This is a genomic window from Serratia sp. K1WW1 (assembly GCF_055790865.1).
In genome coordinates, this window is sequence record NZ_CM147697.1 from 738,379 (window position 1) to 753,443 (window position 15,065).

Below are 15,065 nucleotides of genomic sequence, written 5' to 3' on the forward strand. Positions count from 1 at the left end.
CATAACATTTGGCGTTTATGGCTATTTGCCAAATAATCGCGGGGCGTCTAGCGCCCCGGATAACAGATTATGGTGACCAACCTCAACCCACTCCAGCCAATGGCTGCTGGGCCCCAAGGCTGGCGACAAAGTCCTGCAGCAACAGCTGGCTGAACGGGGTATCACTAACCTGTTGTTGTTTAAGCTGATAAATTTGCTGCTTGGCCGGTTCCAACCCGCTGAGCCAGCTCAGGTAGCGCTGCATGATCGCCCCGTTAAACTCCGGGTGGAACTGGGTGGTCAGAGCGTTATCGCCGTAACGCAGGATTTGGCAGGCGTCCTGTTGCGAGCGGGCCAGCACTTCAGCCCCTGGCGGCGGCGTTAATACGCTTTGCGCATGGATCAGGTTCACGTTGAAGCGCGCAGGCAGGGAAGCCAGACGCTTATCTGAGCGGGCAGCGGGTAATAACTCGATCTCGAGAGTGCCAACCTCCATGCCCTGCGGGTGATAACCCACCTCGCCGCCCAGCGCATAAGCCAGAAGCTGGTGGCCGTAGCATACGCCAAAGATCGGCAAATTGATTTGCATTGCCTGGCGCAACCATTCTGCCGCCCGTTCGCTCCAGGGAAGCCGTTCGGTCACCATCGCAGCTGAACCGGTGATCACCACGCCGCAGTAATCTTCCGGGGGCAATGGCGTCTCACCGGCGAGTACGTGCACGATATGTACTCGATCTGCGGCGATATTCCCCTGTTGCAGGAACATCTGCTCAAAGTTGGCCTGCTCCTGCTGGATCATCTGCGGTGCATCACCGGTTTGCATCAACAACAGCGGTTTCATCTCATTCTCCGTCAGCGGGGAACACTACGCCGGTCTGGCGGCGGATCTCCGTCAGCAGGCTGGCGACGATCAGGGAATTTTCCAGGCTCTCATGCTCGACCTGCCGTTTTTCCACCAGTTCGGCAAACACTTGCGCTTCATACAGCATGGTATTGATGTGTTGTGGCTGGGTCAGCACCTGGCTATTTTCACCGCGCGGCGTCAGCACCACGCCTTGGGCTTCGGAGATTTTTTCGATCACCAGCGTACCTTCTTCACCCTGGATCTCACTCGGAATGTCCGAGTTGCTGACCTTGGAATGGCTGATCACCACGTCAAAGTCACCATAGTTCAGGCACACGCTGCCGTGGGCATCTACCCCGGTATCGAGCAATGTTGCGCTAGCCAATACCGACTGCGGTGCACCAAACAGCGCCACGGTGCTGGCCACGCAGTAATAGCCAATGTCCATGATCGAGCCGTTGGAAAAGTGCGGGTTGAAGGTGTTTGGATTTTCACCGGCCAGGTAACGCGGATAGCGAGAGGAGTATTGGCAATAGTTGATAAATGCCTTACGCAGTTTGCCAATCCTCGGCAATGCCTGTTGCAGGATAAGAAAATTGGACAAGTGGGCGCTTTTGAACGCTTCAAACAGCACCACCTGATGTTCCCGTGCGCAGGCCACCAGTTGTTCCACTTCGCGCAGATTCGACGCCAGCGGCTTCTCGCAAATCACATGCTTTTTATGGCTGAGGAATAGCAGAGATTGTTGGCAGTGCAGAGAGTTGGGGCTGGCAATATACACCGCATCAATCACGTCGGATTGCGCCAGCGCTTCTAGCGAGTCAAAGAAGTGTTCGACCGGATAGTTGGCGCCAAAGGCCTGCGCCTGTTCGAGTTTACGCGAATAGATGGCGGTCAGCCTCATCTTGCCGCTTTCGTGAGCCGCATCGATAAAACGTTCGGTGATCCAGTTGGTGCCGACAACAGCAAAGCGAATCATGGGTGACTCCGATTTCCACAGGAAGATAGCTTAGGGAACCAGATTATCACGCCGCAAACGTTAGGCGAATAACTGCTTAAAAATGCTGATTATTCATAGAGTTCACCAAATAAGGAGAGATGGGTCAGATACAGGCGGGTATCAAACTCCAACTGGTGATAGCTGGGTTCCATATGGCAGCACAGGCTGTAGAAGGCCTTGTTGTGGTCTTTCTCTTTCAGGTGCGCCAGCTCGTGGACCACGATCATGCGCAGGAAAGGTTCCGGGGCGTTTTTAAACACCGTCGCCACGCGGATCTCGGCTTTGGCTTTCAGCTTGCCACCTTGCACCCGGGAAATGGCGGTATGCAGCCCCAAGGCGTGCTTCATCACCTGGATTTTGCTGTCGTAGGCCACCTTGCTCAGCGGTTGAGCATTACGCAGATACTGATTTTTCAGATCGACGGTAAACTGATAAAGCGACTTGTCGGTGGTGCAGCCATGAACCTGCGGATAGCGCTGCAACAAAACCTCACCCAGCCGCTGTTGCTCGATAAGTTGCTGCACCTGCATTTGCAGATGATCGGGGTAGCCTTGCAGGTAGCTCAGTTCGGACATGTTATTCAGTATTCAGTGGTAAACCAGGGCGAGCATTGTATGACGTTTTGTTGCTCAAATCCTGCAAAGGGCAATTAATCCCAAAAAACATTTTACTGCTGAGCGTTTTTAGGGGATAAACAGCCCAAATTTATCATTCAGGAGGGGCAATGAGCCAACTCGATCTGGGAACACAGCAACTTGAGCTGGAGCGTTATCCCCAACAGGAAGAAGCCACCCAGTTGCAGGCGTGGGAAGCGGCGGACGAATATCTGCTGCAACAGTTGGAAAATGTCGATATCGGCGAACGTCCGGTACTGATTTTCAACGACAACTTTGGCACGCTGGCCTGTGCTCTGCATGGCTATAAGCCTTACAGTATCAGCGATTCATACATGAGCCAGTTGGCGACGCGCCATAACCTCAAGCTCAATGAGCTCGATGTCGAGCAGGTCACCTTGCAAGACAGCCTGGCCGAACTGCCTGCCAACCCGGCGGTGGTATTGATCCGCATCCCGAAAGCGCTGGCGCTGCTGGAGCAGCAATTACGTGCCCTGCGTGACGTGGTGGCACCCGATACGCTGATCGTGGCCGGTGCCAAAGCGCGTGACGTGCATACCTCGACCATGCAAGTGTTTGAGCGGGTGCTGGGCCCAACCCGCACCAGCCTGGCCTGGAAAAAGGCCCGCCTGATTTATTGCCAGGTCGCTGACATCGTGCCACCGGCAGCGCCGGAGACCACCGACTGGCTGCTCGACGGCACGGACTGGCTGATCCACAACCACGCCAACGTGTTCTCACGCGGTAGCCTGGATATTGGCGCACGCCTGTTCCTGGAAAATCTGCCGAAGGATTTGCAGGGCCATATTGTCGATCTCGGCTGTGGCAACGGCATTATCGGGATGCGTGCCTTGGTGCAGAACCCGCAAGCGCAGATGACCTTCGTCGATGAGTCTTACATGGCGGTGGCTTCCAGCGAACTGAACGTGGAGCACAACCTGCCGCAGGAGATGGATCGCTGTCAGTTTGAAGTGAACAACTCGCTGGCGGGCATTGAGCGTGAAAGCCTGCAGGCGGTACTGTGCAACCCACCGTTCCACCAGCAGCATGCGATCACCGATCATACCGCCTGGCAGATGTTCTGCGACGCCAAGCGCTGCCTGCAAGTAGGTGGTGAGCTGTGGATCGTGGGCAACCGGCATCTGGATTACTACCAGAAGCTGAGACGTTTGTTCGGCAACTGCACCACCGTGGCCTCCAACCAGAAGTTCTTGATCCTCAAAGCGGTCAAGTCTGGCGCGCGTTATTAATGTCGGGGCGCAGCATGCTGCGCCCGTCTAATCAATGGGTTACAGAGCCATTGCCAGCCGTGTGCCCTGATCGATAGCGCGGCGGGCATCCAGCTCGGCAGCCACGTCGGCTCCGCCAATCAGATGTACCGTTTTCCCCATCTCCAGCAGCGGCTGCTGCAATTCACGGCGCGGTTCCTGCCCGGCACAAATCACCACCGTATCCACCGGCAAGCAGCTTTCCTGCTCGGCACGCAGGATATGTAGCCCTTCGTCGTCAATACGTTGATAGTTCACGCTGTTAAGCATCTTCACGCCACGTACCGCCAGGCTGGTGCGATGGATCCAACCGGTGGTTTTACCCAGGCCTTCACCCACCTTGCTGGTTTTGCGTTGCAACAGGAATATCTGGCGTGGCGAGGCTGGCACTTCCGGCCCTTGGGCGCTCAGGCCCCCGCGCTGCTCGAGCTGCGAATCGATCCCCCATTCGCGGTTAAATGCTGCCGGATCCAGACTACTGGAGGTGCCATGCTGGCTGAGGTATTCGGCGACGTCGAAGCCAATTCCCCCGGCCCCAATGATGGCGACCCGTTGCCCAACCGGTTTTTTATCGCGTAAAACATCGAGATAGTTCATCACCTTGGCGTGTTCGATGCCCGCAATGGCTGGCATACGCGGCACGATGCCGCAGGCGAGGATCACCTCATCGAAATCCGCCAGATCCTGCGGTTGCACCTGCTGCCCCAGCTTCAGTTCCACTTCATTGAGCGCCAACTGACGGCGGAAATAGCGCAGCGTCTGGTGAAACTCCTCCTTGCCGGGGATTTGCTTGGCGATATTGAACTGGCCGCCGATCTGCTCGGCGGCGTCAAACAGGGTTACCTGATGCCCACGGCTGGCGGCGGTGGTGGCAAATGCCAACCCGGCAGGCCCGGCTCCCACCACGGCCAGTTTTTTAGGCGTTGCCGTGGTGATCAATGGCATTTCGGTTTCGCGACAGGCGCGAGGGTTGACCAGGCACGAAGTGAGCTTATGGTCAAAAATCTGATCCAGGCAGGCCTGATTGCAGCCAATGCAGGTGTTGATTTCGTCTGCACGGCCTTCAGCGGCCTTCTGCACGAACGCCGCATCCGCCAGGAACGGGCGCGCCATGGACACCATGTCGGCACAGCCATCGGCCAACACCTGCTCTGCCACCGCCGGATCGTTGATGCGGTTGGTAGTGATCAGCGGGATCTTCACTTTGCCCATCAGCTTGCGCGTCACCCAACTGAACCCGGCGCGCGGCACCATGGTGGCGATGGTGGGAATACGTGCTTCGTGCCAGCCGATGCCGGTGTTGATCAGCGTTGCACCAGCCTGTTCGATCGCCACGGCAAGCTGTTCGATCTCCTGCCAGCTGGAGCCATCCTCCACCAGATCGAGCATCGACAGGCGGTAGATCAGAATAAATTCCGGCCCGGTCGCTTCGCGCACGGCCCGCACAATCTCGACGGCGAAACGCATGCGGTTGTTGAAACTGCCGCCCCATTGGTCGGTGCGCTGGTTGGTACGAGACACCAGGAACTGGTTAATCAGGTAACCTTCAGACCCCATGACTTCCACGCCGTCATAGCCAGCCTGCTGAGCCAATGCCGCGCAGTTGGCGAAGTCGGCAATAGTCTGTTCGACCTCTTGATGGGTAAGTGCTGCTGGGCTGAATGGGTTGATCGGCGCTTGCAGCGCAGAAGGGGCTACCGGTTGTGGCTGATAGCTATAGCGCCCGGTATGCAGGATTTGCAGGGCAATCTTGCCCCCAGCCTGATGGACTGCCTCAGTCACGATCCGGTGATGGGCAACCTGCTGTGGCTGGTTCAGGACCGATGCCCCGCGATACACCACGCCTTTTTCATTGGGGGCTATACCGCCGGTCACGATCAGGGCGACACCGGCAGCGGCCCGCTCGGCATAGAATGCCGCCATACGCTCGGGGCCATCAGGCAGTTCTTCCAGGCCGGTGTGCATCGATCCCATCAGCACCCGGTTTTTCAGGGTGGTGAAGCCAAGATCCAACGGCGCAAGCAGGTTAGGGTAAGCACGCATTGCAGTCTCCACAATATTTATCGTTATAGTTTTGACGACCCTCAAGTGGTCGGATGAGATAAATCTAGCCGTTGTTGGCGCAGTTGGGAAACGCGGATGTGCTGAATGTGATAGACCTCATGTTTGCAATCGGTATAAAAGATCGGCTAACATCGGCTCGCTTTATCCTTTTTCTCTCTGCGGAGCCATTACCGAAAATGAACAACCACACCTGCTGATATCTGGCCCTATACCGAGCACGCCCGTGCCGTATGGGGATGTTTTGATTTCATACAGGAGTGTTTATGGCTCATTTTGCGCAGTCCCCTTATTTCGTTTTACATCAATTAACCTGTCAGTTTGCCAATGGCGAGACCCTATTTGGCCCGCTTAATCTGGCCGTTGAACAGCAGCACTGTGGCCTGGTGGGGCGTAACGGTGTGGGAAAAACTCGCCTGCTACGTCTGATTGCCGGGCTGGATCAACCCGCCTTAGGCCATATTGAAACGCAGGCAACCTTTGCCTATGTGGCGCAGCAGCCGCACTTCACCGAACAGACAACACTGGCAACGCTGCTGGGCTACGGCGAAGTGTTTGCCGCCCAGGCCCGTCTTGAGCAAGGTTGCCCACGGCTGGACGATATCGATCGTCTTGAGGGCCAGTGGGATCTGGCGGATCGCCTGATCACGGCTTTTGCGGCGGCGGGATTGCCTGATTTTGACCCGCAACGGCCAACCGGAGAGCTGAGTGGTGGCGAGCGTATGCGTGCGGTTTTGTGTGGCGCGTTAATGTCGGGGGCCGATTTCCTGTTGCTGGACGAACCGACCAATCACCTCGATAGCACGGGCCGCGAATGGCTGTATCAGCAATTGGCACAGTGGCGCGGCGGTCTGTTGATTGCCAGCCACGATCGGCAACTGCTGTCACGGATGCAGCGGATCGTCGAACTGACCCCCGAGGCACTGCGCAGCTACGGTGGCAATTATCACGATTACCATCGGCTGCGGGAGCAAGAGCAACAGGCGGCGCGTGCCCAACTGGAACATGCCGCGTTGGAAAGACGGCGCGTCCGCGCCCGCCAGCAGAAAGAACATGACAATTACCAGCGCCATTCCGCCCGCACGCTGAGAACCGTGGATTCGCTGAATATCGCCTCTTTTGAAAAAGCGGCCCTCAAAGGGGCTGCGCGCGACACGATGGGGACTTTGCGTAAACAGCATCAGGGGCAAAAGAACACACTGGATGAAGCAGTGCGCGAGGCGAGGGAACGGGTTGAAGAAGATAACCCGGTGATGCTGACCTTACCGGGCAGCACGGTGGCCGCAGGTAAGCAGGTGTTGGTGCTGGAACAGTTACAGCTGCCGTTTGTCAGCTTACCGCCGCTCGACTGGCGGATGGATGGCCCGATGCGCGTCGCCATCACCGGCCAGAACGGCTGTGGCAAATCTACGCTGTTGAAGGTGATCCTGGGGCAGTTGGCTGCCAGCGCTGGTCATTGCCATTGCTCGGTAACGCTGGCCTATCTCGATCAAAACCTGTCCCAGCTCGATCTGACGCGTTCGGTGGTCGATCATCTGGGTTTACAGGATACCCCGCTGGCTGAAGGGATGTTGCGTAGCCAACTGGCGCAGCTGCAACTGAATGCCGATCGGGTCACGCTGCCGCTGGCGGCATTGAGTGGCGGAGAGCGGTTGAAAGCGGCGCTGGCCTGTGTGCTGTGGCGGCGTGAGCCTGCGCAACTCCTGCTGCTGGATGAACCGACCAACCATTTGGATCTGGCCTCATCGCAGGCCATTGAAGCGGCCTTGGCGGAGTTTCCTGGTGCGATGCTGGTGGTGTCGCACGATGAGGACTTCTTACAGGCGCTGCGATTGACCCATCGTTTGTTCTGGTCGGCGGCGGGTTGGTGCTTTCAAGCAATGTAACCCCGCCTGAGGGGCCAAGCTGGGGAGTTTTTGGTATACTTAAGGTCATTTTGTGAGGTTTCGAGACAATGACTATGACTCCAGTGGCAACAGCAGCCGAGGTAATTTATTACAACGGCACTATCTTCACCGCAGATGCGGAAAATCGTGTTTGTAGTGCGTTGGCGATAGGGCAGGGATACATTCTTGCGGTAGGGACTGATGAGCAGGTGCTTGCGCTGGCGACCCCCACCACCGAACGCATCGATCTGCACGGTAAAATGATGATGCCGGGCCTGATCGACAGCCATATGCACCCATTCTGGGGTGGCAAACAGCTCAAGGGATGCAGCCTGCACTATGCGGCGCTGACGGTAGAGCAGACCTTGCAGCATATACAGGCGCATCTGGATAAATATCCGGCTGGCGATGACGAATGGCTGACGGTGCGCGCCTGGCAGCGTCAGGCGATGATCCCGGTGGGTGCGGACATGAGCCGTGCGCTGCTGGACTCTCTGAACACCCGCCGCCCGGTAGCGTTGTTCGCTAACGATTGCCACACGCTGGCGGCTAACAGCCGTGCGCTGGAGATGTTGGGCATTGATGAAAATACGCCAGTGCCGCCAGATGGCAAGATCGCCCGCGATACCGATGGTCAACTGACCGGGATCCTGGAAGATGCTCCGGCCATGCGCGCCTTCGACAGCATTCCTTCCGGCACGGCGGAACAGAACGTGCAGGTGGCGGCTCATGTGCAGCAGGTACTGCATGAGCAGGGCGTAACCACGGTGATGGACACCCGCGTGTTTGCGGAACAGTTGGAGGCTTTCGCCGTACTGCGCGATCGCGGTGAGCTGACCTTACGCGTGCTGGGGGCCAAAGAAGTCACGCCAGACAGCGTACAAGGGCCGGAAGACGCTGCCCGTGCGGTGCAGGAAGTTGTCGCCTTTGCCGAACAGTGGAGCCGCCAGCCTTGGACACCGCAGGCCGGGATCTCTGTTGGCCATCTCAAACTGTTCGTCGACGGCGTGTTGCAGCCACCGACCATGACGGCGGCGCTGCTGGAGCCTTACCGTGAACATCATGGGGAAGCCAAGAGTGAGCGTTATGGCGATCTCTACTTCACCACGCCGGTGCTGAACGCGCTGATCGTCGAGTGTGGCCGCGCTGGCCTGCATCCGCATACCCACACGGTAGGCGATGGCGCAATCGAGCAGGTGCTGGATGCGGTTGAGCTGATGCGTGCGGCCTGCCCGGGCAAGGATATCCGCCCAGGGTTGGCCCATAACGAACTGGTTGCGCCGCATCAGTATGCGCGTTTTGCCTCTTTGGCGGCAACGGCGGTGCTTTCGTTCCAGTGGGCCGGTTTACCGGGCGTGCTGATCGATGAAGAGCGCGAGATGCTGGGTGAAGCCCGTTTCCCTCATCTGGAGCCCGCGGCACGTTTCCTGGATGCCGGTGCGCGGCTGGCCTATGGCAGCGACTGGCCGATCGATCGCCTGGATGAGTGGTATAACCTGCAGGTGGGGATGACCCGTCGCGCCTGGGATAGCGAAGGTAATCCTGCCGGGCCACGCCTGGATAACGATCGCGATCTGACCCTGATCGAGACGCTGCGCGCAGCCACCATCGATGCGGCCTACATGATCGCCAAAGAGCAGTACATTGGCTCGCTGGAAGTGGGCAAATTTGCCGACGCGATCGTGCTGCACCAAAATCTGTTTGAGCAACCAGCAGAGAAACTGTACCAAACCCGCATTGAGCGGACCTTGATCGGTGGGCAGATCGGCTATCAGTCCTGATAGCGATTTTCATTGATGACAAAGCCCTGGCCGTGAGGGCAGGGCTTTGAATGAAACCAGACTAATTGTTGTTACTTTGCGGCAGACTGCTACCATACCTTGGAAAAATAGGGGGCTGCTGATGATTGACCGATATTCTACCGTTCCGGTTTATTTACAACTTGAACAATACCTGAATGGGCTGATTGCCTACGGCACCCTACGCCCGGGCGATGCGTTGCCTTCAGAACACGAACTTTGCCAGCAGTTCACCATCTCCCGTATGACGGCACGTAAAGCGGTCGATTACCTGGTACGCCAGGGGAAGGTAGAACGCAGACGCGGACAAGGAACCTTCGTGATCCAGGCAAAAAAAAACGTCCTGGTATCATTACCTCTCGATCGCCATCTTTCTTCCAGTGAAGTCACCTGTGGGTTGGATGTCCCTGTCAGCAATCGTCTGATTTGTCTTTTTCGGCAACAGGCTACTGCCGATATCGCGGAGAAGCTCCGCATTGCGCCCGGCAGTGACGTCTGGTTTATGAAACGTCTGCGACTAGTGGGGGATGTGCCCTTTGTCTTTGAACAGTCGTGGATGATTACCGAGCTTTTCGCCGATCTGCATGAAGATGACCTGAACAGTTCGAAATATGCTTATATCAGCCGCAAAGGCTTTAGCGTAGAGCATTCAGAAAAAGAGATCCGGGCGGAACTTCCCTCACATGAAGTGCGGGATATGCTGGGATTAAAGCGAGACGAACCGGTGTTACACGCCACCTCTCTTGCCACCCTTAGTGGGGGTAAAATATTCGAGTTTTCAGATATCTACTATAATCAGCAGCATTACCGTTTTACCCTGACGGCCTCCCGCGCCTAAACGGTAATCCTGGTTGATTTGTGATCACTCTCTTGCTTTGCCATTAGTGGGCTAGACAACTAGACATTTGCTGTGGTTATACTTACGCACAATTAAAACAGCCTCAGCCCCTTTGCAGGAGGGAGATACAATGAGTCGTGCCGGTGAGTTTCTACAAGATCTAGGTAAGGCATTGATGATGCCTATTTCTGTTATTGCCGCAGCAGGGATATTCCTCGGGCTTGCTGCTGCCTTACAGAATCCGGCGATTGTCGGGGAAAGCATCATGCATGCCGAAACCATGCAGAGATGTATTGGGTTTATACGAAAAGTTGCCGGTTCCTTATTTGCCAACCTGCCGCTGCTGTTTGCCATTGCTGCGGCTATTGGCCTTGCCCGTGATGAGAAACCCACGGCAGCCCTGGCGGCAGTGATTGGTTTTATCACCTTTCATGTCGGTGTGAATTTCAGTTTACTGTCGCAAGGGTTGACGCCAGACACCATCTCGGTAGCGGCGTTGGTCGCGAAAGGGTATAGCCAGACGGAAGCGGTGATGTACTCCGCCGAGTTTACCCACACCTTGGGAATTTTTACCTATCAAATGAGCGTGCTGGGCGGGGTCATTGCTGGCCTGATGACGGTCATGCTGCATAATCGTTTTTATACCATTAAGCTCCCGGCGGCCATTGCCTACTTTGGTGGCCGCCGTTTTGTTCCCATTATTACCGTCATTGTTTTACCTATTACTGGTGTGCTGGTGTCATTAATCTGGCCGGTTATCGCCAATGGCATTATTCACCTTGGTAAATACATCGGGGAATCAGGGCCATGGGGCACATTTGTCTATGCCTTTACTGAACGCGTGCTTATTCCCACCGGGCTGCACCATATCCTAAATGAAACCGTCCGTTTTACCCCGGTCGGAGGCATGGTTCACATTAATAATGAAAGCGTGATTGGGGCATTATCCATCTTCAACTTTGCCTTGGCCCATCCCGGTGAACTCACCGACAACGTTGTGCGCGAGGCGACGCGCTTCCTGGCCCAGGGCAAAATTCCGGTCATGATGTTTGGTCTTCCTGCCGCTGCTTTGGCTATCTGGCACTGTGCCAAGCCTGAGCACAAGCAGCGCGTCAAGGCGTTAATGATGGCAGGCGCGCTGGCCTCCTTTACCACCGGCATCACGGAACCGCTGGAGTTCAGCTTTATCTTTGTCTCGCCGGTACTGTTTTTATTCCATGCCATCATGACCGGCCTATCGTTTGCCGTTGCCCAGATCTTTCAGGTGATGATTGGCAACATTCAGGGGGGATTTATCGATTTTGTCGTCTTCGGCGTGCTTGGCGGGGAGAAAACACATTGGTGGGTCAGTCTGATTATGGGGTGTATCTGGGCGCCTGTTTATTACTTTTCCTTCCGGTGGATTATTTTACGCCTGAACGTCAAAACCCCCGGGCGGGAAGATGAAGAAACTGCCATTGCGCTTTCCAGGTCAGGAGCAAACCAGGATGAAGGTCAATCGGCACAAATTATTGTCGGCCTGGGGGGTAAAGAGAATATCCAACATGTTGACTGCTGTTTCACCCGGCTGCGGGTGAAAATCAAAGACATACAAAAAATTAATGAAGTCATCCTGAAACAAAGCGGCGCAAGCGGGATCATCCGTGCCACTGAGAATGACTTACAGGTGATTTATGGCCCGCAGGTGGAAAGTATCGCCGGAGCGGTCAAGCAAAGTTTACTGGTTCAACAGACGCAATAAGAGAAACTCATGATGAAAACATCTTTTAATATTGTATTAGTGGGTGGCGGTTCTACCTGGACGCCGGGTTTATTAAAAGCATTATGTAAACTCAAAGCACGTCTGCCGCTAAAAAAGCTGGTGATGTTTGATATCAATCGCGAGCGCCAGGCCGTTATCGGTGAGTATGCTAAAGTCCTTTTCAGTGAGGAGTATCCTGAGCTGGAGTTTACTTATACCAATGATGAAGACGTCGCTTTTACGGATATGGATTTTATCTTCTGCCAGATGCGTACCGGCGGATATGCCATGCGTGAAAAGGATGAAAAGATCCCGTTAGAACTGGGCGTGATTGGTCAGGAAACCTGTGGTGCTGGCGGGTTTGCTTATGGCATGCGTTCCATACGTGACATGATTGAGCTGGTGGAAAATGTCCGGGCACGTTCCCCTCAGGCCTGGATATTGAACTACACCAACCCGGCGGCGATCGTGGCGGATGCCCTGAACAAAAAATTCCCGGATGATAAACGGATCCTGAATATCTGCGATCAGCCGGTGAATTTACTGCGTTCTTATGGGCGATTGTTAAACCGCGATCCGGCGACCTTTGATCCGGTCTATTTTGGGCTCAACCACTTTGGCTGGTTTAAACATCTGTATGACGAAACCGGGCACGATCTGGCACCGGAACTGAAATCATTTATCGCAGAAAATGGTTTTAAGCCGGTGGATGCGGAACAACGCGATCAATCCTGGCTGGAAACCTACGCTGCGGTTGCCGATATGCTGCGCGACTTCCCGGATTACTTGCCCAATACCTATCTGCAATATTACCTCTATCCAGAATACAAACTGTCGAAACTGGATGCCCATTACACGCGAGCCAATGAGGTCATTGATGGGCGTGAAAAGCGGGTCTTTGACGAATGCCGTACCGCGGCGAAAGAGGGCACGACGAAGAACGTGCATGTGGTGCATAACGATGCTCACGGTGACATGATTGTCGAGCTGGCAGAGGCGATTGCCTTTAATCTGAAGAAAAAGTTTATCGTCATGGTGCCTAATAACGGCCTGGTAGCAAACCTGGACGACGATGTGATGGTCGAAGTGACCGCCGAAATTGGCAGCAACGGGCCAAGGGCCTTCGGCGTGGGTAAGATCCCAACCTTTTATAAAGGGCTTATTGAGCAGCAATTTGCCTATGAACGCTTGACGGTAGAAGCCTGGTTTGAAGGCTCCTACACTAAAGCTTTGCAGGCGCTGACGCTAAACCGCACCATTGTGGATGCCAAGAAAGCACGCCTGGTGCTTGATGCACTGATTGAAGCCAATAAAGACTACTGGCCTACGTTGCGTTGACCGAACAGCAAGCCTTGCCCTTGACGGGCAGGGTTTGCCCCCTTCCCGCAGAAACAATATATCAACGAGCCAGCATCCTGTTGTTTACCTATTGCCGCCTAGTTGGCTGAAAGCGGATTGTTAGCTTCCCCGGCAGCCTAACTTGTGCCAGAATCCGTCCCCTTGTTTTTACCGCAGCGAATCAAATAGCCTATTGGGATTGGCCCTGAATAGCGCTGAGCTGCGCCAGGAGATGATACGGTAATGCCGCAAAACATTCGGTTGCAACGAGTTCTTAAAACCCCCGCCCTGGTTGCGTTTGGCCTTGCCTATATGGTGCCACTGGGCGTGTTTACCACCTACGGTCAGGTTACCGTGTTAAGCCAGGGCCACTTACCCATCGCTTATCTGGTTACCATCGTGACCATCCTGTTTACCGCCCTGAGCTATTGCCGGATGACCAACGCCATGCCGCTGGCAGGTTCGGCCTATTCCTACGTACAGCGCAGTTTTGGTGGTAAAACCGGTTTCCTGGTAGGTTGGGCGCAGATCCTGGATTATCTGTTCCTGCCGATGCTTAACTATCTGGTTTTAGGTATCTTCTTGCACGAGGCATTCCCGTCGATCCCTGCTTACGTGTTTATTCTTGGCTCCATTGCCAGCGTCAGCGCGCTGAATATTCTGGGCGTGCGCCTGCTTAGCTCGGTGAACTTCACGCTGATTGCCTTGCAGATGGTGTTTATCGTGCTGTTTATTGTGCTGGCGTTTAGCGAGGCCGATCTCAGCCCGGCGTCATTGATGAAGCCGCTGCTGGTGGATGCCGGTGACTTCTCTGGCCTGATCGCCGGGGCTGCGGTGCTGTGCCTGGCCTTCCTGGGCTTTGACGCTATTGCCACCATGGCCGAAGAGGCCGCCGACGCCAAACGTACTCTGCCGCGCGCGATCCTGATCACCGTGATCTGTGCCGGTGGCATCTTTGTTGCCGTCTCCTACGCCGCGCATCTGGCCTATCCTGACTGGCAATCGCTGATCCCGCATCAGGACACCGCCAGCCTGATTATTTCGGAGCACGTGGGCGGCAAGTGGATGTACAACTTCTTTATGGCCACTTACCTCACTGGGGTATATGCCTCTTCCATGTCTGCGCAAACCGGCGTCTCACGTATTTTCTACGCCATGGGGCGTGAAGGCGTGTTGCCGCGCAAAGTGTTCTACCATCTGCACCCTCGTTTCCGCACTCCGTGGCGCGCGATCGTGTTTGTCGCGATCATCTCGTTGCTGGCGTTGTGGATGGATTTGAGCATGGTGGTGTCGATGATCAGCTTTGGCGCACTGGGGGCGTTTACCTTCGTTAACCTCAGCGTGATCAAACACTTCCTGATTAACCAAAAACGCCGTGGGCTGAACGCGATGTTCAAATACGGCCTGCTGCCGCTGATTGGCTTCGGCATGTCGGTGTGGCTGTGGGTCAACCTGGATCCCGAAGCGCTGAAAGTGGGCTTCACCTGGCTGTTTGCCGGCTTTATTTATCTGCTGTGGCTGACCAAGGGGATGCGTCAGGATCCCCCATCCACCCAGGATGATATCAACCACCTGCTGGATTGATGGATTGCCCCTCACCCCAACCCTCTCCCACAGGGAGAGGGAGCTGTTAGTCCCTGCACATTTGGTAGTTATTGAGGAACCTCAGTAAATTTTATCGCCCCCTCAGCCAAGGT

The 15,065-nt window shown here is 55.4% G+C and carries 11 protein-coding genes; 7 read left to right on the forward strand and 4 right to left on the reverse strand.

Annotated elements, in window-relative coordinates; all coding sequences use genetic code 11:
* Positions 1-82: 82 nt before the first annotated feature.
* The 3 genes from ACX9GU_RS03390 to ACX9GU_RS03400 form a co-directional block, all read right to left on the reverse strand.
* Positions 83-820, reverse strand: coding sequence for a glutamine amidotransferase (locus ACX9GU_RS03390; RefSeq protein WP_166733467.1), 738 nt, complete (start codon positions 818-820; stop codon positions 83-85).
* A 1-nt stretch (position 821) separates the two neighbouring features.
* The gene (locus ACX9GU_RS03395; RefSeq protein WP_473193845.1) at positions 822-1,802 is read right to left on the reverse strand and encodes a Gfo/Idh/MocA family protein; all 981 of its coding nucleotides are present in this window, start codon (positions 1,800-1,802) and stop codon (positions 822-824) included.
* Positions 1,803-1,891: 89 nt separating this feature from the next.
* A complete protein-coding gene (locus ACX9GU_RS03400) occupies positions 1,892-2,398 on the reverse strand; it encodes a M48 metallopeptidase family protein (RefSeq protein ID WP_422527615.1) in 507 nt (168 codons plus the stop codon).
* A gap of 149 nt (positions 2,399-2,547) precedes the next feature.
* On the opposite strand from ACX9GU_RS03400, the gene rlmG reads away from it, so the two are divergent.
* The gene (gene rlmG / locus ACX9GU_RS03405; protein WP_059201899.1) at positions 2,548-3,687 is read left to right on the forward strand and encodes a 23S rRNA (guanine(1835)-N(2))-methyltransferase RlmG; all 1,140 of its coding nucleotides are present in this window, start codon (positions 2,548-2,550) and stop codon (positions 3,685-3,687) included.
* Between the two features lie 39 nt (positions 3,688-3,726).
* Here rlmG and ACX9GU_RS03410 read toward each other — a convergent pair whose 3' ends face one another.
* Positions 3,727-5,748: an oxidoreductase gene (locus ACX9GU_RS03410; protein ID WP_473193846.1), complete on the reverse strand. Its 2,022-nt coding sequence runs from the start codon at positions 5,746-5,748 to the stop codon at positions 3,727-3,729.
* 284 nt (positions 5,749-6,032) lie between these two features.
* Between ACX9GU_RS03410 and ACX9GU_RS03415 the strand changes: the two genes are divergently transcribed.
* The 6 genes from ACX9GU_RS03415 to ACX9GU_RS03440 all read left to right on the forward strand — a co-directional run bounded on the left by ACX9GU_RS03415 (position 6,033) and on the right by ACX9GU_RS03440 (position 14,952).
* Complete coding sequence (locus ACX9GU_RS03415) at positions 6,033-7,652, forward strand: ABC-F family ATP-binding cassette domain-containing protein (protein ID WP_473193847.1); 1,620 nt, start codon at positions 6,033-6,035, stop codon at positions 7,650-7,652.
* Between the two features lie 74 nt (positions 7,653-7,726).
* The gene (locus tag ACX9GU_RS03420; RefSeq protein ID WP_473195103.1) at positions 7,727-9,433 is read left to right on the forward strand and encodes an amidohydrolase; all 1,707 of its coding nucleotides are present in this window, start codon (positions 7,727-7,729) and stop codon (positions 9,431-9,433) included.
* A gap of 121 nt (positions 9,434-9,554) precedes the next feature.
* A complete protein-coding gene (locus ACX9GU_RS03425) occupies positions 9,555-10,289 on the forward strand; it encodes a GntR family transcriptional regulator (protein ID WP_175415641.1) in 735 nt (244 codons plus the stop codon).
* A gap of 130 nt (positions 10,290-10,419) precedes the next feature.
* The gene (locus ACX9GU_RS03430; protein ID WP_473193848.1) at positions 10,420-12,030 is read left to right on the forward strand and encodes a PTS transporter subunit EIIC; all 1,611 of its coding nucleotides are present in this window, start codon (positions 10,420-10,422) and stop codon (positions 12,028-12,030) included.
* A gap of 9 nt (positions 12,031-12,039) precedes the next feature.
* The gene (locus ACX9GU_RS03435; protein ID WP_254698879.1) at positions 12,040-13,368 is read left to right on the forward strand and encodes a 6-phospho-alpha-glucosidase; all 1,329 of its coding nucleotides are present in this window, start codon (positions 12,040-12,042) and stop codon (positions 13,366-13,368) included.
* 243 nt (positions 13,369-13,611) lie between these two features.
* Positions 13,612-14,952, forward strand: a complete 1,341-nt coding sequence (locus tag ACX9GU_RS03440; RefSeq protein ID WP_021806924.1) for an APC family permease — start codon at positions 13,612-13,614, stop codon at positions 14,950-14,952.
* The last annotated feature ends 113 nt before the right edge of the window (positions 14,953-15,065 follow it).